The sequence below is a fragment of the Prauserella oleivorans genome (assembly GCF_042685745.1).
Taxonomy (GTDB): Bacteria; Actinomycetota; Actinomycetes; order Mycobacteriales; family Pseudonocardiaceae; genus Prauserella_A; species Prauserella_A oleivorans.
This window is the reverse complement of sequence record NZ_JBHUNT010000001.1, coordinates 591,427-616,014: the sequence shown is the minus strand read 5'-3', so window position 1 is coordinate 616,014 and position 24,588 is coordinate 591,427. Positions and strand designations below refer to the sequence as shown.

The window sequence follows — 24,588 nt, the reverse complement described above, 5'->3', positions numbered from 1 at the left end:
CGTGTGTCGAGTAGCGTTTTTCGCCGTAACGCGACGCAGGAGGCGACAACGTGGGCAAGGGCGCGCGCAGGAAGGGTCCGAAGAAGGACCGCAAGCCCAAGGTGAGGGACGTCTTCGTCGCGCGGCCGTTCGAGGGCCTCGCGGCGGAGCCGGAGTTGATCGCGATGCGGGAGTTCGTGCCGTCGGCGACGGCCCGGCTCACGCTCGCGGGCGAGCGTGACCGCAGCGTGACGGTCGGGTCGGTGCTGCCGATGGCCGCCGCGGCGTTCGTCCGCACCGACGGCGAGGTGTTCCTCGGCATGCAGGTGCAGACCCGCTCGTCGGACATCAGCCGCGATCTCGGCCGGTCGCTGCGCTGGGCGCTGGAGGCCGAGCCCGGCGACGTGCTCTCCGTACCCGACACCACGAGCGAGCCCGTGGAGGGCGAGCGGTTGCAGGACCTGCTCGACCCGAACGCCGAGCTCGACGTCCAGCTGCACGAGGACTTCTCGTGGTGGCTGCCGGAGGACACCGAGCCGACCGGCGAGGTCGCGCTGTCCCTTGAGCGCGCGAACGCCGCGATCATGCCGACCGAGCGGCTCAGCACTGGTGCCTACTGGGTGCTCGCGGGCGAGAAGGCGCACCTGCGCTGGGTGTGGCCCGCCGACGAGAACCGCCTGCTGCAAGCGCTTGCGCGGCTTGCGGCGGCCGGCACGCTGACGCTGGGCGAGGGCACCCGGTTCGCGGGGTCGTTCCGGGCGCACGGTCTGCTGGTGCCGGTCTGGGACCTCGACCCCGAGGCCCACGCACGCGAATGGATCGAGCCCGCCAAGGAGCTCGGCACGCGGCTGCAGGAGGCGCTGGAGTCGCTGGACGACGAGCCGCTCAACGCGGCCGAGCGCCGGTCGCGGGACGGGCTCATCGGCAGGCAGCTGACCCTGCGCTGATGATCCTGCACATCTGCCCGGCCGCCGACTGGGCAGCGGTGCCCTCCGGCGGCGTGTACGCGCCGGCGTCGCTGACCGACGTGGGGTTCGTGCACTGCTCCGATTTCGGCACGGTGCAGTTCCCCGCCGACCGGGTGTTTCGCGGCCGGATCGATCTGCTGCTCCTCGTGGTCGACCCGGACCGCCTGGAGGTGCCGGTTCGCTGGGAGCCCGCCGACCCGCCGGAGCTTGGCGCGCCGTGGTTCCCGCACGTCTACGGGCCGATCCCGACGGCCGCGGTCGTGGCGGTGCACCCCTTTCCGCCCGGCCCCGACGGCTCCTTCCGGCTGCCTCCCGAGCTGGCCACCAGGGAGGTTTGAGCGGCAGGTCGGCTCGGTGCCGCCTGCCGTGACGCGTTACCGTGGCGTGGTTGTGCCTGCCGTCGACGTGGGGGAACGGCCGGGTGTCATGGGGCAGGAGGGGATTCGCCGTGCCGGGCGATCTCGCGGATTTCGCCGAGTTCGTGGAGGCGAACCTGCCCGGGCTGCTGCGGTACGGCCATGCGCTCACCGGCAACCCGCATGACGCCGCAGACCTGGTGCAGACGGTGCTGGAGAAGATCGGATCCCGCTGGTCGCACGTGCGGAACAAGACCGACGACCCGGTGGCCTACGTGCGCCGGTCGATGGCGAACGCGCACATCAGCCGGTGGCGCAAACGGCGCCGCGAGAACCTGGTCGCGGAGCTCCCCGAGACCCGCTCGTTCACGATGGCGGACCCGTTCGAACACGAACCGCTGTGGCAGGCGCTGCGAGATCTGCCCCCGAGGCAACGCGCGGTCATCGTGTTGCGTTACTACGAGGGACTGTCCGAGGCGGAGATCGCCGACTCGCTCGGCGTGAGTCCGGGGACGGTCAAGAGCCAGGCCAGCAAGGCGATCGCCTCGCTGCGCGCAAGACTGCGCGGCAGTGACGGCACCGAGGGCACCGAGGGGAGGCAGGCGGTGTGAACGACTGGGACGACGATGCGGTCGGCGCGGAGCTCCGCAGGCTCTTCGGTGACGAGCGACTCGACGTGCGGCCGGCGCCGGATGCCGATCGGGCCATTGTGTCCGGTGCCCGGCGACGTCGGCGCCGCCGAGCCGCGGCCGGCGCGGGCGCGGGAACGTTGGTCGTGCTGGGGCTGGTCGGCGGTGGTCTGGCGCTGAGCGGTGTCGGGCGGGAGGACGTGCCGCGCGACGCCAACGTCGCGGCCGCGCCGACGTCGACCGAGGAACCGGCCGCCTCGTCCCCGCGGGCGCCGTCGTCGACGGTCGGCGGCACGCAGGCTCCGCCTCCGTCGGTGGAGACGCCGCCGACGGGCGAGCGGAAGGTCCTGCCGCCGTCGTCGCCGCCGGTCACCTCACCGGCGCAGCGGGCCGAGAGCGGCGAGGTGCTGGCGGCGCGGCCGGTGCTGGGGCCGGACGGCTACCTCTCGCTCCGGCTCGGCATGAGCTACCAGGACGCCACGGCTACGGGGCTGGTGTCCCCGGACCCCGGCCCGCCACCCGCGCAGGGCTGCGCCCACTATCAGCTGACGGAGGGGACCGCCACGATCCGTGAGATCACGATTTCGGGTGACGACGGAATCGTGCGTTTCCGGGCCGGCGACGCGCAAACCCCGGAGGGGATCGGAAATGGTTCGTCACTCGATCAGCTGAGGTCCACCTATTCCGGTCTCACTGCAGAGTCGGACGGTTACGTGGCGTCAGCTTCGGCGTCCGCGCGCTATGTGTTCACCGTTGCGGATGACGCGGTCTCGCAGGTGCAATTGGAGTCGCTCGACGCGAATTGTTGAGGCAAGGCATCCCTAAGTGAAAAACCCGGGCGTCCCCGATCGGGAGGCCCGGGTTTCATTCCTGGCGGGATCAGAGCTTGCCGCCCGCGACCGGAGGCATGGTCGGGTCGTCGTCGTTCGGCGTGGAGAGCTCCCGGTGCACGAACTTCTCGACCTCGAACATGTCGCCCTTCGCGCGGTCGACGACGTTGAGCAGAGTGCTCATCGTGGAGATCTCCTCCACCTGCTCCTTCAGGAACCATTGCATGAACTGCTCGCCCATGTAGTCGTCCTCGGCGCGCGCGGCCTTGACCAGCGTCTTGATGTCGGCCGCGACTTCCTTCTCCTGCTCGAGCGCCAGCTCCACGAGCTCGCGAGGCTGGGAGAAGTCGTTGCGCACGTCGCCGGTGCTCGGGATCTCGACGTGGTGGTCGGTGTCCATCATGTACTGGACCAGCGCCATGGCGTGGTTGCGCTCCTCCACGGCCTGCGCGTAGAAGAACTTCGCCAGCTGCGGCAGGTCGTCGTTGTCGAACCACACCGCAAGCGCGGTGTACTGCTGCGAGGCGTTGAACTCGTTGTGCACCTGCGCCTGCAGCAATTCATAGAACTTGGATCGCGGATGCTTCTTCGTGGTGGGCATACATTCACGATACGCGCGACCGCTGACATTCTTCTACTCGGGGTCTGGTGATCCCGGCCCCATTTACATACAATTCATTAGCCAAGGTTCGTCTTATTTAGTTGAGCCTCACCTAAGAATCGCGGCAATTCCTTAGGTGAGGCTTACTTATAGTCAGTGTGTTGCCGGTGAAATCGGGTCACGCGCGATCGGGCAGGACATGCAGCGTGGACCACCTCGGCCGGAACCCAGCTCCGAACCGGCGATGCGCAGCACCTCGATGCCTGCCTCCTCCAGCCGCGCGTTGGTTTCCATGTTGCGCTCGTATCCCACGACCACACCGGGCGCGAGCGCGAGGGTGTTGTTCCCGTCATCCCACTGTTCACGTTCCGCGGTGACCGGATCGAGGCCTGTGTCGATGACATGCAGCCGATCGATGCCCATCGCCTCCGCGGCGGCGGAGAGGAACGGAGCCGGGCCGTCCACGCGCAGGGTGTCGTTGTCGCCGGGCCGCAGCGTGTAGGCCACCAGCGAGTCCCGCGCCAGCGGGTACATCACCACCGAGTCGGGCCCGACCATCGTGCACACCGTGTCGAGGTGCATGGTGGCTCGCGTCTGCACGATCGGCACCGCGAGCACGGTGTGCGCGAGGCCGTCCGCGAACACCGACCGCGCCAGGGACTCGGCGCCCGCCGCCGTGGTGCGCTCGCCGACCCCGACCGCCAGCACGCCGGGCGCCAGCAGGAGCACGTCACCGCCCTCGACGGGGGCCGAGTGCGCCCCGTACGCCCGGGCCGTGCCCTGGAACCGCGGGTGGTAGGCGTAGATGAGGTCCAGCAGCGCCGTCTCCCGGCGCCTGGCCGGCATCGCGAGCGACGACACGGCCACCCGGTCTCCGATCCACGCCGACGAGTCGCGGGTGAACAGCAGGTTCGGCAGCGGATCGACGGCGAAGTCGTGCGGGTGGTGCATCTTCCGCACCAGCGACGCGCCCTCGGAGGCGGGCAGCTCCTCGAACGTCATGCCCGACATGAGCACCTCGCCGAGCACCGGAGCGTCCAGGCCGGACAGGTGGGAGCGCAGCGAGTCCGCCAGCTCCGTGCCGAGTCGTCTGTCGTCGACCGCCGCGTGCACGCCCGCCGCATGGGCACGGGCGTCCCTCAGCGATTCACAGAGCAGGTCCGCCAGCAGCAATACCTCGACGTCGCGCCCCTTGAGGACACCGGCGAAGGCGTCGTGCTCCTGCTGGGCCCGGTCCACCCACGGGATCGAGTCGAACAGTAGCTGGTCGTTGTTGCGGGGCGTGAGCCTTTTGAGCTCGTTGCCAGGGCGATGCAGAAGCACGGAGCGCAGCGGCCCGACCTCACTGTCGACGCCCGGAGTGATGGTGTCTTCCACGCAGGCGAGCGTAATGAACCGCGCGCCACCCGGCCCGGCTTACGAAGCGGCTCGCCTCGAGACCGCGTGCTCGGAACGCTGCCCGTGCGCGGACCACTCGGCCTCGGCGGGCGGCACCGTCGTGAACACCCAGTTGTCGACCCCGCCGCCCATGATCTCCGCGTAGCGCTCGGCGGCGTCCCGGTTGGCGAACCGGATCTGCTGGTCGTTGAGCCGGTGCGTGATCTTGCAGGCCATATACCCCTCCATCGGTCGTCGCGGCGCCGGCCCTCGCCATCCCCTGCGAACCGGCTCACCCATTAGAACACATGTTCGAACATTGCCGCAATCGCTCACGGCAGCCAGGAGACATGATCACGCAGAAGCGCGTAACCCACGAACGCGAACACGTCCAAGAGGGTGTGAGCCGCGACAAGTGGCCACAGCCGGTTGGTCCGCTGCCACACGCGGCCGAACACCAGGCCCATCACGACGTTGCCGACGAACCCGCCGACGCCCTGGTAGAGGTGATACGACCCGCGCAGCACGGCGGCGAGCACCAGGCCGGCGTTCTCCCCGATGCCGAGCTGCCGCAGCCGGGTGAGCAGGTAGCCGACCACCAGCACCTCCTCGGCGAACGCGTTGCCGAACGCCGAGAGGGTGAGCGTGATCGGCCGCCACCACGTCTGCTCGAGAGTGGACGGCTGCACGGCGAGATTGAGCCCGAGCTGCCACGCCACGAGGTAGAACACCAGGCCGGGGATGCCGATCAGCGCCGTCAGGCCGATCGTCCAGCGGATGTCACCCTGCCGCGGCCTGCGGCTCAGCCCGATCTCGGCCAGGCGCATGCCGCCGCGCCAGAGCAGGTACAGCCCGAACGCACCCCAGCCGACGAGTTGCACGACGCTCAGCAGCTGTTTGAGCAGGTCGATCAGCTCGGTGGTCGCCTGCGCGGTGTTGATGGCGACCTGCTGCTCGCGCAGCGACTGCGGCCGCAGGAGCGAGTCGATCAGCGACAGCAGTGCCCGCGCACCGGACAGGCCGAGTGTGATCGCGAAGACCAGGACGACCTCGACGACGAGGGCCCGCCGCCGGGCGGGCTCGGTGAGAACGGCGGGCCGCTCCGGCGCCGGAGCCTTCAGCCAGCTGTCGTACCAGCGACGGAAACCAGGTGACACCGCTGCACGCTAGCGCAGCGGCCGATGCGCTAGGTGCCCTCTCGACGGCACCTCGACGATCTGGAGACGCCTGGTCACGGAGCTGCCGGAGTCAGCGCCGGTGCGCGCGCAGGAACGGGCAGCCGACGAGCTTGCGGAGTTCCACGGCAAGCTGCGTCGGGCTGGCAACGGGCCGGGAGAAGCCGAGCCGGACGTCGTGGTCGCCGTTGTCGCACTCCACACGCAGCCGCAGCCCGTAGCGATCGATCCCGAGCGGGCGGATGCGGCCGTCGATGAGCTCGTCGGGCAGGTGGCGGGCGAGTTGGTCGATGACGTCCGGGTGGGCGCACTCGAGGTGTCGTAGCCAGTGGCGCTCGTAGTGGCAGAACGGGTCGGCGGAGGCGGCGCTGAACGTCGGTGTGGTCAGGGAGTGGGTGCCCTCGGCGTCGGCGAGGACGAACGAGACGGGGACCAGGTCGAGCATGGTGAGCCCGTGCCCGAGGTCGAGGAGCCGTTCGTCGGCCTTGACGTCGGCGATGGACACCGCCCGGGCGCGGGCCGCGCGCTCGTCGATCCGGCGGAGCCAGCCGGTGATCCAGAGCAGCCCGCGCACCGGTTCCCGCAGCTCGACGGGTGCCTGGTCGGTGATCTCGAGCATCATGGCGAGTTCGCCGCGCTCGGTCTCGCGGATGCCTGTGACGATGGGGTGGTCGTCCGGCAGCAGCACGCTGACGCGGCCGCCCGCATGGACGTGCTGGAGGGTGGGGACGACGCGCAGGTCGGCGTCCGGCCTGCGGTCGAGGGCGGGCACGAGCACCGCCGGACCGCCGCGTGCCGCGATGGTCTTCGCGCGCTCGGCCGGTTGTGGCGTCTGGGGACGACGGGGTTGCTCGGTCTGGGTCACCACTCACCTCCAACTTAGGCGAGGCTAACCTATTTCCCGGGCAGGTGGAAGTTGCCTTCGTCTCCTCACGATGGTGGGCGGCGGTGCGGTGAGGGGCAGGCGAGGCGTTCGCCAGGCGGCCAGTGTCGTCCTGATTTCGGACGCTACTAGCGTGTGAGGCGTGTCAAGCGCTGTGGAACTCACGCCCCCCGGCCCCCGTGGAACCCCACCCCTGTTCGCTCGCCTGGTCGACGACTCGGCCCTCTTTCCTCCCGGCGATGCGACCATGCCGGAGGCGCTGAAGGCCTACTTCGAGAACCGCGCCGGCGAACACGCGGGTGTCCTGGGGGTTTTCCTCTGCCAGGCGTCGCGGTTGCCGGAGCTGATCACAGAGCTCATCAAGATCAAGCCGAAGGAACCGCTGCCGCTGTCGCTCATCATCGACACCGGCCTCGGCGGCGTGCCTAAGGCGATCTCGATCGTGGAATCCCGCAGCGAGCTCCTGGCGCTGAGGATGGTCGAGATGCCCGCACCCTCCGACGTCGACGAGGTGTGGCTGGAGCGGGTGTCGGAGTTCGTGCCCGAGGACGTCGTGCGGGTTGTGGAGCCCAGGCGTGGCGTGGGCTGGCTCGACGGCGTCCGCCGGGTGATCGAACACGGCAGCTGGCCGAAGATCCGCTGTGGCGGGCTGTCGCGGGAGAACTTCCCGAGCATCGACGAGGTGGCCGACTTCCTGTCGGTTGTCGCGGGCGTCGAGGGCGCGACGTTCAAGGCGACGAACAGCCTGCACCGCGCGGTGCGCCACGCCGACCCGGAGAGCGGGTTCGAGCACCACGGCTTCCTCAACCTGCTGGTGGCGTCGGCGCGGTGCCTGTCGGGCGGCAACGTGCGGGAGGCGCTGGGCAGCACCGACGGTGAGCAGCTCGCCGAGGAGGCGCGGCGGCTGTCGGACGACGCCGCCAAGGCCGTGCGTGCGCTGTTCGCCTCGTACGCCTCGGCCAGCTTCGAGCAGCCGATCGGGGACCTCCAGGACCTGGGCCTGTTGTGAGCAGGGAGAGCTCGCTGACTCTCGATCGCGGGCTCGCCCTCTTGCAGGCGGTCGCCGACGCGGGCGGCGCCGCGGCGACGGTCTCGGAACTGGCCGCGGCGATCGGCACCAGCCGCGCGGCCGTCTACCGGCTGCTCGTGCCGCTGTCCGAACGCGGGCTGGTGTGGCGGGACGGCAGCAGGGTGCGGCTCGGCGCGGGCATCCTTCGGCTCGCCGACCAGATGCGGCCGCAGCTGCGCCAGGCCGCCCGTCCGGTGTTGCGGGCCCTGGCCGACGACGTCCGTGCCACCGCGCACCTTTCGATTGCCGAGGGCGAGCACCTGCACGTGATCGCGGTGGCCGAGCCGGCGGGAACGGCGCTGCACGTGGCGTACCGGATCGGCAGCAGGCACCCGGCCTCGCGCGGCGCTGCGGGCAAGGCGCTCGCGCTGCGGGCTCGCGGAAAGGGCTGGGCAACGGCGACGGGTGAACCGCAGCCGGGAGTGCACGGCATCGCGGCGCCGCTGCGCGGTGTGCTGGGACTGCGCGCCGCCGTCGGCGTGGTGTCGCTCGAACCCCCCGACGCCACCACGGTCGGACCGCGGGTGGTGGACGCCGCCGGAGCGCTCGCGGACGTCGTGCGCGATTGAAGGGGACGTCAGCCGAGCAGCGCGGCGCCGAAGGCGAAGGTCGCGAACCCGGCGAACACGAACCCCGCCACCCGCTGGATGAGCTTCGGCTGAATCCGGCTGCGGATCTTCTTGCCGAGGAAGACCGCCAGCGCCGCCACGCAGGCCAGCCCGGCGAAAGCACCGAGACCCACCGCGAACGGCTGGGCGTAGCGGGCCGCGAGCCCGGCGGTGGCCAGCTGCGAGGCGTCACCCCACTCGGCGGTGAACAACACGGCGAACGAGGTCGTGCCCGCTCGCAGGAACGACACCGGCGCGGGGCCGGCCCGCATGGCGTCCTCCTCGCCCTCGTCGCCCGTACGGAAGCCCGCTCGAAGCAGCATCGCGGCGCCGATACCGAACATGACGCCGACCACAACGGAGACCAGGCGGTCCGGGAGTAATGTCAGCGCACTGCCGAATGCGATCGCGATCACCGTTTGCACCGCGAAGGCGATGGTGACTCCGGTGAGTACCGGAGCGGCGCGGTAACGCGTGGTGAGGACGAGCGTGGCGACAAGTGTCTTGTCGGGTAGCTCGACGGCCATGACCAGCGCAAACGTTGCGATGAAGGCCAGCAGTGCGGTGGACATGAATGCTTTCACTCCCTTGTCACTTCAACGATAAAGGGGAGCGGCGGAAAATCAAGCTGATTGGATTTGCGAATCGGCGGTTTCGGCGGTGCTCGGGCAATTTCCAAGCGCCGCCTCACAATTTTTTTCGCCACGCCGAAACAGCGTCTCTGATCTGCGTGGACGGGACCTATGTCCCGGCAAGATCAGGACCACGGGACCTGACGCGCGTGGGGGCCGCCGGGGCAGAGTCGAGGGCGTGGACGTACTGGAGCTTGCCCGGTGGCAGTTCGGGATCACGACCGTCTACCACTTCCTGATGGTGCCCCTCACGATCGGCCTGTCCGTGCTGGTCGCGGGGATGCAGACGGCATGGGTGCGCACGGGCGACGAGCGCTACTACAAGATGACGAAGTTCTGGGGCAAGCTGCTGCTGGTCAACTTCGCCATGGGTGTGGTGACCGGCATCGTGCAGGAGTTCCAGTTCGGTATGAACTGGAGCGAGTACTCTCGCTTCGTCGGTGACGTATTCGGCGCCCCGCTGGCGATGGAGGGGCTCGTCGCGTTCTTCGTCGAATCGACGTTCCTCGGCCTGTGGATCTTCGGGTGGGACCGGCTGCCGAAGAAGGTGCACCTGGCGTGCGTGTGGGCGTTCTCGCTGGCCACCGTGGCATCGGCGTACTTCATCCTGGCGGCGAACTCGTGGATGCAGCACCCGGTGGGCGCCGAGTTCGTCGACGGCAGGCCGACCATGACCTCGATCTGGGCCGTGCTCACCAACAACACCGCGCTGGCGGCGATCCCGCACACGGTGGCCGGTGCGTTCTCCGTGGCGGCGGCGTTCCTGGTGGGGATCGCGTCGTGGCGGCTGTGGCGCAAGCGGCACGAGCACGACGAGCACCGTGCGGTGTGGCGGTCGTCGCTCAAGCTCGGCACGTGGACCGGGGTGGTCGCGTTCGTGGTGCTCGCGGTCACCGGTGACGTCCAGGGCAAGCTGATGTTCGAGCAGCAGCCGATGAAGATGGCCTCCGCCGAGGCGCTGTGCCACACCGAGCAGCCGGCGAGCTTCTCGATCATCGCGATCGGCGATGTCCGCGACGCCGACTGCGAGAGCGTCAAGACATTCAACGTGCCTGCGCTGCTGTCGTTCCTGGCGCACAACGACTTCACGACCGAGGTCAAGGGCATCGACGACCTGGTCACCGAGTACCAGGAGCGCTACGGCAGCAACTACCCGGACGACCCGGCGCTCGGTGAGCTGGCCGGCAAGCCCATCGACTATGTGCCGAACCTGCCGGTGACCTACTGGGGTTTCCGGGTCATGATCGGTTTCGGCGCGCTGTCGACGGCGCTGGGCGTGTTCGCGCTCTGGCTGACGCGCGGCGGGCGGATCCCGGATACGAAGTGGTTCCCCCGGATGGCGCTGTCGGGTATCGCGCTGCCGTTCATCGCCAACAGCGCGGGCTGGATCTTCACCGAGATGGGGCGGCAGCCGTTCGTGGTGGTGCCGAACCCCGACCCGAGCGGCGTCGACGGTGTCTGGATGTACACCGCGCAGGCCGTGTCGAGGGTGACGGAGGGCGAGGTGTGGACGTCGCTGATCGCGTTGACCCTCGTCTACGCGGTGCTGGCCGTGGTGGAGGTCTTCCTGATCACGAAGTACGTGCGTGGCGGGATCGAGGGCGTCATACCCCCGAAGCCGGAGAAACCGGACGGCGGACCAGGCCGGGACGGCGGCGGTGGCAGTGGTGGCAGTGGTGGCAGTGGCGGCAGCGACGACGACGCGCTCGCGTTCGCCTACTGAGGAAGGTGGGAGCAATGTCGGAATGGCGTAGGCAACCCCCCACCCTTCCCGGGGGGCGACCCCTGCACCAGCCTACCCATGGGCGGGCTGTCCACGGGCCGTCAGCAGGAAATTGTGGACAACCGACCCTGTTGTGCACAACTGCCTGGGGATATCTGGTTTCACCTGAAACACCGGCCACGGAGGCGCGCTGATGGACCTCGAAACCGTCTGGTTCGTGCTGATCGCCCTGCTCTGGCTCGGCTACCTCTTCCTCGAGGGCTTCGACTTCGGTGTCGGCATGCTGATGCCCGTCCTCGGGCGCGACGACACCGAACGCCGCGTCCTCATCAACACCATCGGCCCGGTGTGGGACGGCAACGAGGTCTGGCTCATCGTCGCCGCGGGTGCCACGTTCGCCGCCTTCCCCGCCTGGTACGCCGGACTCTTCTCCGGCGCGTACCTGCCACTGCTCGTCGTGCTGCTCGCCCTCATCGGCCGTGGGGTCGCGTTCGAGTACCGCGGCAAGGTCGACTCCGACCGCTGGCGGCGCGTCTGGGACCGCGTCATCATGATCGGCTCGTGGATCCCGCCGTTCGGCGTCGGTCTCCTCATCGCGACGACCGTGCTCGGACTGCCCCTCGACGCCGACGGCAACCGCATCGGCTCGCCGCTGGAGGCCGTCCGGTGGGACACGCTGCTCGGAGCCGTCGCCATCGTCGGGTTCTCACTGCTGCACGGCGCCGTGTTCATCGCGCTCAAGACCGACGGCGACATCCGCCACCGCGCCCACCGGCTCGCCTTCCGCATCCTCCCGGCTGCGCTGCTGCCCCTGGCCGCATTCCTGGGCCTCGTGCAGTGGCGTGAAGGTGCACTGTGGACACTGGGCACACTCGCGCTGGCCCTCATCACGGCCGCCGTCGCGTGGTGGCGGCTCGCCGAAGGCCGGGAAGGCCAGGCGTTCGCCGCGCTCGGAGCCGCGCTCACCGCCGCCGTCGTGACTCTGTTCGGCGCGCTCTACCCGGACGTCCTCCCGTCCACAACGGACCCGGCGAACTCGCTCACCGTCACCGACGCCGCCTCCAGCCCGTACACGCTGACGATCATGACCTGGGTCGCCGGGTTCGGCACCCCCGCCGTGCTCGTCTACCAAGGCTGGACGTACTGGGTGTTCCGCAAGCGCATCAGCACGAAACACATCCCGAAGGTGCACGCACCGCGATGAGACTTCCCGTCCGCACACCCCTTACCGCCACGGAGTCCGCACGCACAACGTCCACAGCGGACTCGCCGCGGACGGGCAAGGGTCCGCTCGGCGCGCTGCCCGCCCTGTCGGCGACAGCGCGCCGGGCGCTGGCCGCATCGGCACTGCTGGCCCTGCTGAACGCCGCGACGCTGGTCGCGCAGGCGTTCCTGCTCGCCGCCGTGCTCGCCGACATCGTCGCCGGCCACACGGCGAACCTCACCACACGGCTCACGGTGCTCGTCGGCGTGGTGCTGGTGCGGGCCGTGCTCGGCTGGGCCACCCGCGTGGTGGCCGCCCGGGCCGCCGCCGGCGCCAAGGAGGAGCTGCGCGCCAAGGCCGTCGACCACGCACTGCGCCTCGGTCCGGAGTGGATCGCCCAACGCGGACCGGCGCAGCTCACGGCCGTGACCACCAAGGGCCTCGACGCCCTCGACGCCTACTTCACCGACTACCTGCCCGCGCTCGTCACCGCCGCCGTGGTCCCCCTCGCGGCTGGATCCGCCGTGCTCGTCGCCGACTGGCCGTCGGCGGTCGTCATCGCGCTCACCCTCCCGCTGCTGCCCCTGTTCGGCATCCTCATCGGCAAGTACACCGCCGACCGCGTCAGTGCGGTCAGCGACGCCGTGCAGCGGCTGTCCGGCCACCTGCTCGAACTCGTCCGCGCCCTGCCCGTGCTGGCCGCCTTCCGGCGCGCCGAGGCGCAGGCCGAGGCGGTCCGCCGTGTCAACGACCGGCACCGGCGCGCCACACTGTCCACTTTGCGCGTCGCGTTCACCTCGGCGTTCGCGCTCGAACTCGCCGCGACGCTGTCCGTGGCGCTGGTCGCCGTCCTCATCGGGGTCCGGCTCGTGAACGGCGACCTCTCGCTCGCCATCGGCCTCGGCGTACTGATCCTGGCGCCGGAGTGTTACCAGCCCGTGCGCGCGGTCGGCACCGCGTTCCACGCCAGCGAGGACGGCGTCGAATCCGTCCGCCGCGTCGCCGACGTCCTCGCCGAACCCGCACCCGCCGACGGCACGACACCCGCGCCGCGCGGTGAGGTACGCGTGAGTGACCTGCGGGTCCGGCGACGTGGCCGCTACGCCCCGGACGGCGAGTCGTTCACCGTGCGGCCGGGCGAGACCGTGTGGCTGCGCTCGCCCAGCGGGGCGGGCAAGACCACCACGCTGTCCGTGCTGCTCGGCTTCCTCCGCCCGGACTCCGGCACCGTGACCGTCGCGGGCACACCACTGGCCGACATCGCCATGTCCAGCTGGCGCGAGAACATCGCCTGGGTGCCGCAGTCCCCGGCGTTCGCCGGCGGCACCGTGCGGGACGAACTCGTACTCGCCGCGCCCACCGCCACCGAGGCCGACATCGGCGCCGTGCTCGACCGGCTCGGCCTCACCGGACTCGGCGCCGCCTGCGTCAGTCGCCTGTCCACCGGCCAGCGCCAGCGCCTCGCCCTCGCCCGGGCCCTGCTGCGTGTGCGGGCCGGTGCCTGGCTGCTGCTCCTCGACGAGCCCACCGCCCACCTCGACGCCGTCAACGCCCAGCGCGTGCTCGCCGCCATCCGCGACGCCGAACAGGAGGGCGCGGCCGTGGTCGTCGCCGCACACGAACGCGCCGCCCTCGAAACCGGTGCCGAGCCCACGACCGCCCGGCCCGGTGCGGATGCGGACCCCGAACCGGACGCGGCCCGGCCCGCGCCACTGCGCACCCTCCTCGATCGCCGGTTCCTCGGCGGAGCCGCACTCGGCGCCGCCGCGTTGCTCGCCGGTGTCGCGCTCACCGCGACCTCCGGCTGGCTCATCGCGCGCGCCTCCCAGCAGCCGCCGATCCTCATGCTGACCGTCGCCGTCGTCGGCGTGCGCACGTTCGGCCTCGCCCGCGCCGGGCTGCGCTACCTCGAACGCGTCGTCACCCACGACGCCGCCTTCCGCATCGCCGGCCGGCTGCGCGAACAGCTGTGGCGAGCACTGGTGCGGCTCGGCCCCGCCCTCACCCTCACGCTGCACCGCGGCGAAGGCCAGCAGCGCCTCGTCAGCGACGTCGACACCATCCGCGACCTGCTTCCGCGCGTGGCCACGCCACCGCTCGTCGTCACCATCGTGCTCCTGGCGGCGTGCGCCGTGCAGGCCGCCGTCCTGCCCGAAGCCGGGCTCGCCCTGGCCATCGCGATGCTCGTGGGCGGGCTGCTCGCGCCCGCCGCGGCCCTCGCCGTCGAACGCCGCGCCACGTCCACCCTCGCGGCCGGTCGCCGGGCCGTCGAACGCCAGGTGCTCGGGCTCTTCGACGCCGCCGCCGAACTCATCGCCGTCGGCGCCCACCGCCGGCGCCGCCGCGACCTCGCCGGCACCGACGCGACCCTCGTCGCCGCCGCCCGCAGGCAGGCTCTCGGCGCAGGCGTGGCCGACGCCGTCATCATCGCCGTCACCGGCGGCGCCGCCGTCACGGGCACCTGGCTGGCCGGACGCGCGGTCGCCCAGGGCTCGCTCGATCCCGTCCTCGCCCCGGTGCTCGCGCTCGTGCCGCTCGCCCTCGCCGAGGTGCTCGCCCTGCTGCCGCCCGTCGCCCAGCACCGGGACGCACTGCGCCAGGCCCGTGCCCGCCTCGCCGCCCTCACCGGCCGGGAGGCGAAACACACCCCGGCCGGCCACGGCGACCACATCGAGCTGCGGGACGCCGACCTCCGGTGGCCGGGCACCGACGCCCCCGTGCTGCGTTCGGTGACCGTGGACATCCCCGCGGGCAGCCACGTCGCCGTCATCGGCCCGTCCGGCTCCGGCAAGTCCACGCTCCTCGCGGCGCTGCTCGGCTTCCTGCCGATCGACCACACCGGACACAGCTCCCGGGCCGTCCTGCCCGAGCGCGTCGCGTGGGCACCACAGGAACCGCAGCTGGTGTCCACGACCGTCGCCGAGAACCTCCGGCTCGCCGACCCGCACGCCACCGACGACCAGCTCGCCGCCGCAGCCCGTCTCGCCGGGCTGCCCGGCCTCGACCTGGCCACCGTGCTCGACAGCGCGGGCGCGGGGCTGTCCGGCGGCCAGGCACAGCGGTTGGCGCTCGCCCGGGCCCTGCTCGCCGCCCCACACACGGACGTCGTGCTGCTCGACGAGCCCACCGCCCACCTCGACCCGGCCACCGCCGACCGGGTCCTCGCCGGGCTGCGCGAGGCGCTGCGCGGCAAGACCGTCGTCCACGTCACCCACCGGGCCGAGGAGGTCGCGGGCGCCGACCTCGTCCTCGAGGTCCGCGACGGTCAGGTGACCACGCGACTCCCGGCACAACCGGCGGCCGTCGCGGGCGGGGGCGCATAGGCTTGATACTGCTGATGGAACCCACACTCGCCGCTCGCGCACTGTCCGCCGCCACCGAGATCACCACCGCGGCCCTCTCCGGCGACGACCCCGATGTCGTGCTCGGATCGGTCGTCCGGCACGCCGTCGAGCTCGCCGACGCCGACCTCGGACTGCTCATGGTGCGCTCCGACGACGGCTCCGTGACCGTCGAAGCCGTCCACGGCGACGCCGACGCCGACCTGCTCGGGCTCGTGTTGCCCGCCGAATCCGCCGCGGGCCGCGTTGCCGCGGGGGAGGAGCCCGTCTTCACCGCCGACGTCACCAGCGACCCGCGCACGTCCCGGTTCGTGCCCGAGGAACTCCAGTCCTACGGGCCGTTCGCGGCGGCGCCGTTCGGCACCGGAGGCAAACAACTCGGCGTGCTCACCGCCTACCGCAGGCACGACCGGGAACCGTTCTCGACGAGCACCGTGGACCTGCTCACCGCGTTCGCCAGCCAGGCCGGTGTCGTCCTCGCGCTCGCCGAGGGCGCCAACGCCCGGCACCGCGTGACGCTCTACCAGGAACGCGAACGCATCGCGCGTGAACTGCACGACGTGATCGTCCAGCGCCTCTACGCCGCGGGCATGCAGCTCGACCGGGTACGCCGGCGTATGCGCAGGCGCTTCGCGGGCGCCGACGAGGCACGGCTGGGCGAGGCCATCGACCAGCTCGACCAGACGATCGACGAGATCCGCGGCACCGTCCGGGAGCTGCGCTCGCCCGACTCGCTGCCGGACGAACCCGGGCACGCCGACACCGACCTCGCCGAGTCCGCCCGCTCCGAGGTGCGCATCGCCGGCGAGCTGCTCGGCTACCCGCCCACGCTCGAACTCTCCGGTGAATTCGCCGACATCCCCGCCGAGCGCGCCGACCACGTCCGCGCCGCACTACGCGAGGCACTGTCCAATGTGGTGCGTCACTCGGGTGCGAGCGAGGTGCGCGTCAGCCTCCAGCGCGGCGACGACGGTGTCCGGCTTCGCGTGCGTGACAACGGATGTGGCGTGCCCCGCGACGTCGCCAAGCGCGGCCTGCGGCACCTGGAGGAACGCGCGAAAGGCGCGGGCGGCACGTTCTTCGTCAACTCCTCGCCGAGCCTCGGCACGCTTGTCGCCTTCGACCTGCCGCTGGGTTGACGATCACCCGGGCGGCTCAGCCGAGCCGCCCTTCGGCCGTGGCGAGCATGGTCGACAACAACCGGGCGAGCCGGGCGCGCTCGTCGTCGGTGAGCTCGGCGAGCATCGCGTTCTCGGCCGCGAGGTGCCGGGGGAGCAGCTCGTCCAGCATGTTCTGGCCCTGGTCGGTGAGCCGGATGTGGGCGACCCGGCGGTCGCGCGTGCTCCGCTCCCGCACGAGCAGGCCCATCCGCGCGAGCCGATCGACGCGTTTCGTCACCGCCGCGCCCGACGACAACATCTCCCGCGTGATCTGGCCCGGCGTGAGGGCGCCGTTGCGGCGTACGGCACACAGCACGTCGAACTCCGGACGCGTCAGCTCGTACTCGGCCAGCACGTCCTCGGTGCCCCGCCGGATCAACGACGCCAGCCGCAACACCCGGCCCACCACGGCCAGGCCGGACGTGTCGAGCTCAGGGTGGACCTCCGCCCACTGGCTGATGATCTTGTCGACGAGGTCACTCATCCCCGGGCTCCTCTGCTTGGGGCTCTTCCCATACAATTTTACTAGTGAAATACTTGCGAAGCGATGCCCTGTCCCTCCGGGGATGGTGGAAGCTCCGCCCGGCCGACGCGGCACTGCGCTCGGCCCTGCGCGCCACCATCGGCGCCAACGCGGTGCTCGTGGTCGTGGTCCTGCTCGGACACCCCGAGCTGGGCGCGGCCGCCGCGTTCGGTGGCATGACCGCCGTCCATGCCCGGTTCGAACCCTTCGCGGTGCGGGGACGGCTGCTGGCCGGCGTCGCCCTCGGCATGGTGGTGTCGGTGGGTGCCGGTGTCGCCGCCTCGGCCGCCGGCTGGGGCACGGTGCCGATCGTCGTGCTCGTCGCCGCGCTCGCCGCGCTCGCCAAGTTGCTCACCGACGCCGTCGGCTCCGGACCGCCCGGCGGGCTGATGTTCGTCTTCGCCGTCAGCACGATGGCGATGTTCCCCGTCACCTGGTCCGAGGTCGGGTGGCACCTGCTCAGCGTGGCCGCCGGCGGCGCCGTCGCGTGGCTCGTCGGCATGTCCGGAAGGCTCGTCGACCAACTCGGACCGGTTCGCCTTCTCGTGGCGCGTGCGCTCGACGCCGTGGCGACCAGCCGCGTGACCGGCGACCCGCATCCGGCGATCGCCGCCATCGACGCGGCCTGGCGAGCCGTGAACACCGTGCCCGCGCGCCGCGAGGTCAGCGGTCTGGAGGCCGCACTCGTGGACGCCGACCTCGTGCTCCACGACAGCTCTCGTGCCGTGGCCCCGCTCCGGGAGCGGGCACGAGAGTTGCGGGCGATACGTGGCATCCCGGTGACGGCCGAGGGCCGGCGGCGCCGCGCGCTGCTGCTCCACGGTGGCCCGGTGCCCGGATCCCGGCGCTCACCGGGAACGTTGCCGGCCTGGGGACGCATGCTGCGCTCGGCTGTCCGGCCGTCGTCCGCGGTGTTCGTCGGCACGGTCCGCGTCGGCCTCGGCGTGCTGGCCGCCGGGCTGCTGGCGGCCGGGTTCGGGTTCGGGCACGCCTACTGGGCGATGGTCGCCGCCGCGGCCGTGCTGCAGACGACGAACGTGCGGCACACCGTGCACCGGACCGTCCAGCGCGCCGTGGGCACCGTCGCCGGAGCCGTGCTCGGCGCCGCGCTCCTGCTCGCTCAGCCGTCGCAGCCCGTCGTCCTCACCTGCGTGGTGATCGCCCTGCTCGGCGCCGAGTTCTACGTCGTCCGCAACTACGCCGCCGCGATGGTGTTCGTGACCCCGCTGACGCTGCTGCTCGCCTCGATTCCCGCACCCGCCGACGCCGCCGGACTCGTCGCCGACCGGGTGCTCGACACCGTGCTCGGCGCGTTCGTCGGTTTCCTCGCCGCCGTCGTCGTTCCCGGACGCCACCGGCACGCGACCGCGGTGCGCAGGGCGCTGGAGTCGCTCGAGGCGGCCAACGCGGAACTGAGGCGGGGACTCGAGGCGGGGGACCGGCCGGGCCTCGCCCGGGCTCGCGCCGACGTGCTCTCCGCTGTCGCCGCGCTGCGGCGGGCCCGTGACACCGTGCGCGGCGAACTGTTCGGCAGCCCGCTCGCCGATCAAGCGGGCGAGGCCGAACGGCACGGCTACCGGCTGCTCCGGCGAACCACCGCAGGCTGACGTCCCACGGTGTCCCGCCGGCCCGATCAGTCGAGGCAGAACTCGTTGCCCTCCGGGTCGGCCAGCACGATCCAGCCCGCACCGAGCGGCGGCGCGGGCTCGAAGCGTTCGAGCCGGGTGGCGCCGTGGGAGACGAGCCGTTCGGCCTCCTTCTCCAGCGCCGCCATCCGCTCGTCCCCCTCCAGCCCGGGCGCGGCGCGCACGTCGAGGTGCACGCGGTTCTTGATCTGCTTGCCTTCCGGGACGCGCTGGAAGAACACGCGCGGTCCCGCACCGTCGGGGTCGACGATGGCCGAGGCGTCGTTGCGCCGCTCCGGTGGAACGTTCATCGCCTCCAGGGCCTGCTCCCACGACTCGAACCCGGTCGGCGGTGCCTGGAGCTCGTAGCCCAGGGCCTCGGCCCAGAACGCCGACAGGGCGGCCGGGTCGGCGCAGTCGAAGGTGATCTGTACGTCGCGGGCCATGTCAGCTCGCCTCCCGTCGGGTCTGCTGCCGGGTGTGCAGGTAGAGGTCGCGGAGCAGACACACCTCCGACAAATGGTGGATCAGCTCGCGGTGGATGTGCAGCACGAGGCGTGCCATCGGGCTTTCCGCGTAGTGTCCTTCCGCCTCGCCGCACGGACGGGCGAGACCCGCTTCGCCCAACGACTCCACACCGGCCAGCCACGTGGCGTACTCCGCGTCGAGCTGGGCCAGCGCCTCGCCGGCGGTCGCGGCGTAGGAGAAGGACTGGTAGTCCGTGGGCGCGCGACCGAAGTGGGCGGCGTTGCGGACCGCCAGCACGCCCACGATCACGTGCCCGAGCCGCCACGCGATGGTCGTGAACGGCGGCGGGTCGGGCTCCGGCCACGCGAAATCGATCGTCATCGGGCCGGACCCGGCCTGCACCGGTGCCGTGCCGGTGCCACGCGGGCGCACGCTCCAGGAACCGGGCGCGGGTTCCCAGAAGTACTCGTCGTCGGTGAGTCCGTCGAGGCGATCGCGCAGTTGGTTGGTCCAGTGCCACGCGATCTGGTCGCGGAGCAAGGAGTTCCAGGTCAGATCGGTCATGGGCTCAGCCTGCCGCCAATAGCGGACAGGTTCGTTCCGCGATCTGTGCCACGATGAGCGCATGACCGTCGAGGCGACCACCGAGCGGGTGTTGCGCCTGCTGGCGCTGCTGCAACGGCGGCCGTCCTGGACCGCCGCCGAGCTCGCCGGGGAACTCGGCGTCACCGACCGTTCGGTGCGCCGCGACGTGGAACGCCTGCGCGCGCTCGGCTACCCCGTGCACGCGACGGCCGGCGTCGGTGGCGGCTACCAGCTCGGCGCGGGCACCCGGCTCCCGCCGTTGCTGCTCGACGACGAGGAGGCCATCGCGACGGCCGTGTCCCTCCGGCTCGCGTCGGGCGGCACGGTCGCCGGCGCGGGCGAGGCGGCCTTGCGGGCGCTGGCGAAGCTCGACCAGGTGATGCCGCCCCGGTTGCGGGCGGAGGTGCGGGCCGTGCACGGCGCCACCGACACCCTGGTCGGCCCCGGCATCGAGATCGACGCGGAGCTGCTGGTGACGCTCGCGCGGGCCTGCCGCGACGCCGTGCGCGTGCGGTTCGGCTACCCGGACCGCGAGGGTGGGGAGCGCGAGCGCACCGTCGAGCCGGTGCGGATGGTCGCCACCGGCCGGCGCTGGTACCTGATGGCGTGGGACGTCGACCGCGACGACTGGCGCACCTTCCGGCTCGACCGTATGCGCGACGTCGTGGCGACCACCTGGCACTTCCGGCCGCGGGAGCATCCGGACGCGGCCGCGTACGTGCAGCGGTCGGTGGCCGAGGCACCGTACCGGCACCTCGCCCGAGTGCGCCTGCACGCGCCGCCCGACCGGGTGCGCCGGCTGGTGCCGCCGCAGGTGGGCCGCGTCGAGGACGATCGCGCCGGCTGGTGCGTGCTCATCGTCGGCGGCGACGACCTGGACTGGCTCGCCATGCATGTGGCGCGGCTGGGTTACGAGGCCGAGGTGCTGGAGCCGCCGGAGCTGCGTGAGGCCGCCGCTCGGCTCGCCCGCCGCCTCACGGCGATGGCGGCGCCCGGCTGACCGGCACGGCTCGGTGGCCGCGGCTCAGCGGTGCTCGCGGCGTTCTGCCGTGTGCCGGGCCACCCACGCGGCGGCCTGCGTGCGGCGTTGCATACCGAGCTTGCCCAGCAGTGAGGTCACGTAGTTCTTCACGGTCTTCTCGGCGAGGAAGAGGCGCTCGGCGATCTCGCGGTTCGACAACCCCTGGCCGATGAGCTCGAGGACGCTGCGTTCGCGCTCGCTCAGCTCGGCCAGCCGGTCGGGCGGGCTGGGATGGCGCATCTTGTCCAGCAGGCGGGCCGTGGTCACCGGGTCGAGCAGCGACCGGCCGGCGGCGACCTCTCGCACGGCATGGACGACGTCCTGACCGCGAACCTGCTTGAGCAGATACCCCGACGCCCCCGCCATGATCGCGCCGACCATGGCCTCCTCGTCGTCGAACGCCGTGAGCACCAGGCAGTACGGCGGATTGGGCCGTGCCCGCAACTCCCGGCACAGCTGCACACCGTCGGTCTCCGACTCGCCGAGGCGGACGTCCACCACGGCCACGTCCGGCTCCAGATGCAGGGCCACCGCCAGCGCCTCGTCGGCCGTGCTCGCCTCCGCGACGACCTTGATGTCCGGCTCGTCACCGAGCAGGTCACGCAACCCACGGCGCACGACCTCGTGGTCGTCGACGAGCAATACCTCGATGGCCATGAGCCGAGGTTACGTCGTCACAACGGCGATCAGCGGACGCACCGGCATGGCAGGGTTCCGGCATGGACGAGCTCGCCGACGGCATCCACGAGGCAATCCGCACCGCCCGCCTCAACGCCGCGATCGACCGATTACGCGACCGGCTGCGCCCCCACTTCGCCGACGTCGACCATGCCGACACACCCGAGGTGCTCGCCCGCCATGTCGCCGAGGTCGTCCGCCGGGCACTCGCCGAGCAGACCCAGGCGGCTCGCCAGATCGCCACGGTCAACGACATCCTCGCCCTCCTCGGCGCACCCGAGGAACAGCTTCCCGGCAGCGTGGAACAACTACTCGCGCTGACCCCCGTCGACCGGCTCGACGGCCGACCACCACGGCGTCCGGTGACTCCACTCGCCGACGCCGCCCTGCTCACCAACGCCGCGGACGAGCCGTCGCTCTCGGCGGAGCTGCGCGCCGAACTGGCGAGTGCGGACCGGGTCGACCTGCTGTGCGCCTTCATTCGCTGGCATGGCCTCCGCGTTCTCGAATCCGCGTTGGCCGACCTGCGGCGGCGCGGGGTGCCGCTGCGGGTGCTGACGACCACGTATGTGGGCGCGACGGAACGACGAGCGCTCGACGAGCTGGTCCACCGATTCGGCGCCGACGTGCGGATCAGCTACGAGCACCAATCCACCAAGTTGCACGCGAAGGCGTGGCTGTTTCGACGCAACTCCGGCTACGACACCGCGTTCGTGGGTAGTTCCAACCTGTCCCGGTCGGCTCTGCTCGACGGTCTGGAATGGAACGTCCGGCTCTCCGGCGTGGGCACGCCCGAACTGCTGCGGAAATTCGCCGCCACGTTCGACACCTATTGGGCCTCCAGCGCGTTCGTGCCCTACGACCCGGAGCGGGACGCCGATCGGCTTGACGATGCGCTCGCCCGCGCCGGCCGCCGGACCGCCACGGCGCCGCGGATCAGCCTGGCCGGGCTGGAAGTCCGTCCGTTGCCGCACCAGCACGAAATCCTCGAGGCCCTGGACACCGAGCGCGAACTGCACGGGCGGCACCGCAATCTTGTCGTCGCCGCCACGGGCACCGGGAAGACGGTCGTGGCCGCATTGGACTACCGACGGCTCCGCGAGCTGCATCAACGCGACCTGAGCCTGCTGTTCGTGGCGCACCGCAAGGAAATCCTCGAGCAGTCGCTGCGGACCTACCGGGAGACCATGATGGACGGTTCTTTCGGGGAGTCCTACGTCGGCAACGCCCGGCCGGAGCGCTGGCAGCATGTCTTCGCGAGCATTCAGGCATTGTCGTCATACGGTGTGGACCGGTTGCCGCGCGAGCACTTCGAGGTCGTGGTGGTCGACGAGTTCCATCACGCCGAGGCCGCCTCGTACCGGCGCCTGCTCGATCACCTGCGTCCGCAGGAACTGCTCGGTCTCACCGCGACGCCCGAGCGCGCCGACGGTATCGACGTCCGCGACTTCTTCGGTGGCCGCGCCGCCTACGAACTGCCACTCTGGGACGCTCTGGCGGCCGATCTCCTGGTGCCGTTCCACTACTTCGGCGTCGCCGATGACGTGGACCTGTCCCGGGTCGGCTGGACGCGTGGCAGCTACGACACCGCCGGCCTGGACACGCTGTACACGGGAAACGACGCCCGTGCGGCCAAGGTGCTCGCCGAGGTGCGCGACAAGGTGACCGATGTCGGCCGGATGCGGGCACTCGGGTTCTGCGTGTCGGTCGCGCATGCCGAGTACATGGCACGGGTGTTCCGGGAAGCCGGCATCCAGGCTCTGGCCGTGTCCGGATCGACCCGTCCCGATGCCCGTCGGGAGGCGGTCGAGGCGCTGGCCCGGGGCGAGGTGAAGGTGCTCTTCGCGGCCGATCTGTTCAACGAGGGCCTCGACATTCCCCAGGTCGACACGGTGCTCTTCCTGCGGCCCACCCAGAGTGCCACCGTGTTCCTGCAACAGCTCGGGCGAGGGCTTCGGCGTTCTCCGGGCAAGGCGGTGCTCACCGTGCTCGACTTCATCGGCCACCACCGCAGGGAATTCCGTTTCGACATGCGCTATCGAGCCTTGACCGGGGCGACTCGGCGTGGTCTGGAACGCGCCATCGAACAGGGTTTCCCGTTCCTGCCGTCCGGCTCGCAGCTGGTGCTGGACCGGGTGGCGCAGACGATTGTGCTCGACAACGTCCGCTCCCAGTTGCGGCTCACCAGGCGGGCACTGATCGCGGACGTGCGATCACACGGCGATCTCTCCCTGGCGGGCTACCTGACCGAGGCGGGCCGGGAACCGGCGGACGTGTACAAGAGCCAGGGCTCGTGGACGGCGCTGCGGCGGGAAGCCGGTCTTCCCACCCTCCCCGCGGGCCCGGACGAGGACGCGTTGCTGCGGCGCGTCTCGGCGTTCGCGCACGTCGACGATCCCGAACGCGTGAGCGCCTACACCGAGCTGGCGAACCCCGACGGGCCCGCGTACCACGACCTGAGCGAGCGACAACGACGACTGGCTCGCATGCTGCTCTTCACCTTCTGGCCACAGCGTGGTGCGTTCCCTTCCTACGAGGCAGGCCTGGCGCGGCTTCGGCGGCATCCCGCGGTCTGCGCGGAACTCGCCGAACTTGTCGCGTTTGGACTCGACCGGGCCCGCCGCCTCCCCGCGCCGCTGGGCAACGGTCTGCAGCAGGTCCCGCTGGCAAGCCACGCCCATTACCGGCGGGAAGAGATCCTGGCGGCGTTCGGCTACGCCTCCTTGGACCGTCCCGTCGCCAACCATGTCTCCGGAGTCGCGTGGGCCGAGGAGACCAACACCGACATTCTGCTTGTCAACCTCCACAAGAGCGAAAAAGATTTCTCGCCGACCACGATGTATCGCGACTACGCGATCAGTCCGGAGTTGTTCCACTGGGAATCGCAGAATGCCACGTCGATCGACTCGGTGACGGGGCAGCGGTACGTCAACCATCGCACACACGGCAGCCACGTGGTGCTGTTCGTTCGCCGTGCCAAGGTGGACGACCTCGGCACCGCGCCGTTCCTGTGTCTCGGCCAGGCCTCGTACGTCACGCACCGTGGCAGCAGGCCCATCGCCATCACCTGGCGGCTCGGCCGCGCCATGCCCGGCGACACCTTCACGGCGGCGAGCGTGGCCGCCGGCTGAACGACGCACTGAACCGGGAAAG

Annotated in this window: 23 protein-coding genes; 13 read left to right on the top strand and 10 right to left on the bottom strand. The window is 71.1% G+C overall.

The features are described from left to right. Positions 1 to 50 precede the first annotated feature (50 nt). The 4 genes from ACFSZT_RS03050 to ACFSZT_RS03035 all read left to right on the top strand — a co-directional run bounded on the left by ACFSZT_RS03050 (position 51) and on the right by ACFSZT_RS03035 (position 2,741). Positions 51 to 926 carry a DUF5926 family protein gene (locus ACFSZT_RS03050; RefSeq protein ID WP_377395132.1) on the top strand — a complete coding sequence of 292 codons (876 nt, stop codon included), beginning with the start codon at positions 51 to 53 and terminating at the stop codon, positions 924 to 926. Continuing rightward, a complete protein-coding gene (locus ACFSZT_RS03045) occupies positions 926 to 1,285 on the top strand; it encodes a DUF952 domain-containing protein (RefSeq protein WP_377395130.1) in 360 nt (119 codons plus the stop codon). The genes ACFSZT_RS03050 and ACFSZT_RS03045 overlap by 1 nt, the downstream gene beginning before the upstream one ends. A gap of 110 nt (positions 1,286 to 1,395) precedes the next feature. After that, positions 1,396 to 1,914: a SigE family RNA polymerase sigma factor gene (locus tag ACFSZT_RS03040; RefSeq protein ID WP_377395127.1), complete on the top strand. Its 519-nt coding sequence runs from the start codon at positions 1,396 to 1,398 to the stop codon at positions 1,912 to 1,914. Further along, positions 1,911 to 2,741 (top strand): hypothetical protein, encoded by an 831-nt coding sequence (locus ACFSZT_RS03035; RefSeq protein WP_377395125.1) that lies wholly within the window; start codon positions 1,911 to 1,913, stop codon positions 2,739 to 2,741. Before ACFSZT_RS03040 ends, ACFSZT_RS03035 begins: the two co-directional genes overlap by 4 nt. A gap of 70 nt (positions 2,742 to 2,811) precedes the next feature. Here the strand turns inward: ACFSZT_RS03035 and ACFSZT_RS03030 are convergent, their stop codons facing one another. From ACFSZT_RS03030 to ACFSZT_RS03010, 5 genes are all read right to left on the bottom strand, one after another. Beyond that, positions 2,812 to 3,363 carry a ferritin gene (locus ACFSZT_RS03030; protein ID WP_377395122.1) on the bottom strand — a complete coding sequence of 184 codons (552 nt, stop codon included), beginning with the start codon at positions 3,361 to 3,363 and terminating at the stop codon, positions 2,812 to 2,814. Positions 3,364 to 3,516: 153 nt separating this feature from the next. Beyond that, positions 3,517 to 4,740 (bottom strand): arginine deiminase, encoded by a 1,224-nt coding sequence (locus ACFSZT_RS03025; protein ID WP_377395119.1) that lies wholly within the window; start codon positions 4,738 to 4,740, stop codon positions 3,517 to 3,519. Positions 4,741 to 4,779: 39 nt separating this feature from the next. Continuing rightward, on the bottom strand, positions 4,780 to 4,977 hold the full coding sequence (locus tag ACFSZT_RS03020; protein WP_377395116.1) for a hypothetical protein: 198 nt from the start codon (positions 4,975 to 4,977) through the stop codon (positions 4,780 to 4,782). A gap of 95 nt (positions 4,978 to 5,072) precedes the next feature. After that, a complete protein-coding gene (locus tag ACFSZT_RS03015; protein ID WP_377396279.1) occupies positions 5,073 to 5,861 on the bottom strand; it encodes a CPBP family intramembrane glutamic endopeptidase in 789 nt (262 codons plus the stop codon). A 127-nt stretch (positions 5,862 to 5,988) separates the two neighbouring features. Next, positions 5,989 to 6,780 (bottom strand): DUF2470 domain-containing protein, encoded by a 792-nt coding sequence (locus tag ACFSZT_RS03010; RefSeq protein WP_377395113.1) that lies wholly within the window; start codon positions 6,778 to 6,780, stop codon positions 5,989 to 5,991. 172 nt (positions 6,781 to 6,952) lie between these two features. Between ACFSZT_RS03010 and ACFSZT_RS03005 the strand changes: the two genes are divergently transcribed. Both ACFSZT_RS03005 and ACFSZT_RS03000 read left to right on the top strand, forming a co-directional pair. After that, entirely contained in the window at positions 6,953 to 7,807 is an 855-nt protein-coding gene (locus tag ACFSZT_RS03005; protein WP_377396276.1) for a hypothetical protein, read from the top strand. Further along, positions 7,804 to 8,436, top strand: coding sequence for an IclR family transcriptional regulator (locus ACFSZT_RS03000; RefSeq protein WP_377395110.1), 633 nt, complete (start codon positions 7,804 to 7,806; stop codon positions 8,434 to 8,436). Before ACFSZT_RS03005 ends, ACFSZT_RS03000 begins: the two co-directional genes overlap by 4 nt. Before the next feature lie 8 nt (positions 8,437 to 8,444). Here the strand turns inward: ACFSZT_RS03000 and ACFSZT_RS02995 are convergent, their stop codons facing one another. Next, positions 8,445 to 9,047 carry a TMEM165/GDT1 family protein gene (locus ACFSZT_RS02995; protein ID WP_377395107.1) on the bottom strand — a complete coding sequence of 201 codons (603 nt, stop codon included), beginning with the start codon at positions 9,045 to 9,047 and terminating at the stop codon, positions 8,445 to 8,447. Positions 9,048 to 9,285: 238 nt separating this feature from the next. Here ACFSZT_RS02995 and ACFSZT_RS02990 point away from each other — a divergent pair, with 238 nt between their 5' ends. The 4 genes from ACFSZT_RS02990 to ACFSZT_RS02975 all read left to right on the top strand — a co-directional run bounded on the left by ACFSZT_RS02990 (position 9,286) and on the right by ACFSZT_RS02975 (position 16,514). Beyond that, positions 9,286 to 10,830 carry a cytochrome ubiquinol oxidase subunit I gene (locus ACFSZT_RS02990; RefSeq protein WP_377395104.1) on the top strand — a complete coding sequence of 515 codons (1,545 nt, stop codon included), beginning with the start codon at positions 9,286 to 9,288 and terminating at the stop codon, positions 10,828 to 10,830. Positions 10,831 to 11,023: 193 nt separating this feature from the next. Further along, positions 11,024 to 12,034 (top strand): cytochrome d ubiquinol oxidase subunit II, encoded by a 1,011-nt coding sequence (gene cydB / locus ACFSZT_RS02985; RefSeq protein WP_377395101.1) that lies wholly within the window; start codon positions 11,024 to 11,026, stop codon positions 12,032 to 12,034. Continuing rightward, entirely contained in the window at positions 12,031 to 15,357 is a 3,327-nt protein-coding gene (gene cydD, locus ACFSZT_RS02980; RefSeq protein ID WP_377395098.1) for a thiol reductant ABC exporter subunit CydD, read from the top strand. The genes cydB and cydD overlap by 4 nt, the downstream gene beginning before the upstream one ends. A gap of 14 nt (positions 15,358 to 15,371) precedes the next feature. Beyond that, on the top strand, positions 15,372 to 16,514 hold the full coding sequence (locus ACFSZT_RS02975) for a GAF domain-containing sensor histidine kinase (RefSeq protein ID WP_377395095.1): 1,143 nt from the start codon (positions 15,372 to 15,374) through the stop codon (positions 16,512 to 16,514). Between the two features lie 16 nt (positions 16,515 to 16,530). Here ACFSZT_RS02975 and ACFSZT_RS02970 read toward each other — a convergent pair whose 3' ends face one another. Further along, positions 16,531 to 17,019, bottom strand: a complete 489-nt coding sequence (locus ACFSZT_RS02970) for a MarR family winged helix-turn-helix transcriptional regulator (RefSeq protein WP_377395092.1) — start codon at positions 17,017 to 17,019, stop codon at positions 16,531 to 16,533. Positions 17,020 to 17,063: 44 nt separating this feature from the next. Here ACFSZT_RS02970 and ACFSZT_RS02965 point away from each other — a divergent pair, with 44 nt between their 5' ends. Next, positions 17,064 to 18,665, top strand: coding sequence for an FUSC family protein (locus ACFSZT_RS02965; RefSeq protein ID WP_377395089.1), 1,602 nt, complete (start codon positions 17,064 to 17,066; stop codon positions 18,663 to 18,665). Between the two features lie 26 nt (positions 18,666 to 18,691). Here the strand turns inward: ACFSZT_RS02965 and ACFSZT_RS02960 are convergent, their stop codons facing one another. Further along, positions 18,692 to 19,129 (bottom strand): VOC family protein, encoded by a 438-nt coding sequence (locus ACFSZT_RS02960; protein WP_377395086.1) that lies wholly within the window; start codon positions 19,127 to 19,129, stop codon positions 18,692 to 18,694. 1 nt (position 19,130) lies between these two features. Beyond that, positions 19,131 to 19,715: a DinB family protein gene (locus tag ACFSZT_RS02955; protein ID WP_377395083.1), complete on the bottom strand. Its 585-nt coding sequence runs from the start codon at positions 19,713 to 19,715 to the stop codon at positions 19,131 to 19,133. Positions 19,716 to 19,776: 61 nt separating this feature from the next. Between ACFSZT_RS02955 and ACFSZT_RS02950 the strand changes: the two genes are divergently transcribed. Further along, positions 19,777 to 20,736, top strand: a complete 960-nt coding sequence (locus ACFSZT_RS02950) for a helix-turn-helix transcriptional regulator (protein ID WP_377395080.1) — start codon at positions 19,777 to 19,779, stop codon at positions 20,734 to 20,736. A gap of 24 nt (positions 20,737 to 20,760) precedes the next feature. On the opposite strand, the gene ACFSZT_RS02945 is transcribed toward ACFSZT_RS02950, so the two are convergent. Next, positions 20,761 to 21,414, bottom strand: coding sequence for a response regulator (locus tag ACFSZT_RS02945; RefSeq protein WP_377395077.1), 654 nt, complete (start codon positions 21,412 to 21,414; stop codon positions 20,761 to 20,763). A 62-nt stretch (positions 21,415 to 21,476) separates the two neighbouring features. Here ACFSZT_RS02945 and ACFSZT_RS02940 point away from each other — a divergent pair, with 62 nt between their 5' ends. Beyond that, complete coding sequence (locus ACFSZT_RS02940; RefSeq protein WP_377395074.1) at positions 21,477 to 24,566, top strand: DUF3427 domain-containing protein; 3,090 nt, start codon at positions 21,477 to 21,479, stop codon at positions 24,564 to 24,566. Positions 24,567 to 24,588 lie beyond the last annotated feature (22 nt).

Bases quoted from the DNA above. Each gene is read 5' to 3' on its own strand.
- ACFSZT_RS03045 (WP_377395130.1), top strand. From the start codon at position 926: ATGATCCTGCACATCTGCCCGGCCGCCGACTGGGCAGCGGTGCCCTCC.
- ACFSZT_RS03030 (WP_377395122.1), bottom strand. From the start codon at position 3,363: ATGCCCACCACGAAGAAGCATCCGCGATCCAAGTTCTATGAATTGCTG.
- ACFSZT_RS03020 (WP_377395116.1), bottom strand. From the start codon at position 4,977: ATGGCCTGCAAGATCACGCACCGGCTCAACGACCAGCAGATCCGGTTC.
- ACFSZT_RS02995 (WP_377395107.1), bottom strand. From the start codon at position 9,047: ATGTCCACCGCACTGCTGGCCTTCATCGCAACGTTTGCGCTGGTCATG.
- cydB (WP_377395101.1), top strand. From the start codon at position 11,024: ATGGACCTCGAAACCGTCTGGTTCGTGCTGATCGCCCTGCTCTGGCTC.
- cydD (WP_377395098.1), top strand. From the start codon at position 12,031: ATGAGACTTCCCGTCCGCACACCCCTTACCGCCACGGAGTCCGCACGC.
- ACFSZT_RS02975 (WP_377395095.1), top strand. From the start codon at position 15,372: ATGGAACCCACACTCGCCGCTCGCGCACTGTCCGCCGCCACCGAGATC.
- ACFSZT_RS02970 (WP_377395092.1), bottom strand. From the start codon at position 17,019: ATGAGTGACCTCGTCGACAAGATCATCAGCCAGTGGGCGGAGGTCCAC.
- ACFSZT_RS02960 (WP_377395086.1), bottom strand. From the start codon at position 19,129: ATGGCCCGCGACGTACAGATCACCTTCGACTGCGCCGACCCGGCCGCC.
- ACFSZT_RS02955 (WP_377395083.1), bottom strand. From the start codon at position 19,715: ATGACCGATCTGACCTGGAACTCCTTGCTCCGCGACCAGATCGCGTGG.
- ACFSZT_RS02950 (WP_377395080.1), top strand. From the start codon at position 19,777: ATGACCGTCGAGGCGACCACCGAGCGGGTGTTGCGCCTGCTGGCGCTG.
- ACFSZT_RS02945 (WP_377395077.1), bottom strand. From the start codon at position 21,414: ATGGCCATCGAGGTATTGCTCGTCGACGACCACGAGGTCGTGCGCCGT.
- ACFSZT_RS02940 (WP_377395074.1), top strand. From the start codon at position 21,477: ATGGACGAGCTCGCCGACGGCATCCACGAGGCAATCCGCACCGCCCGC.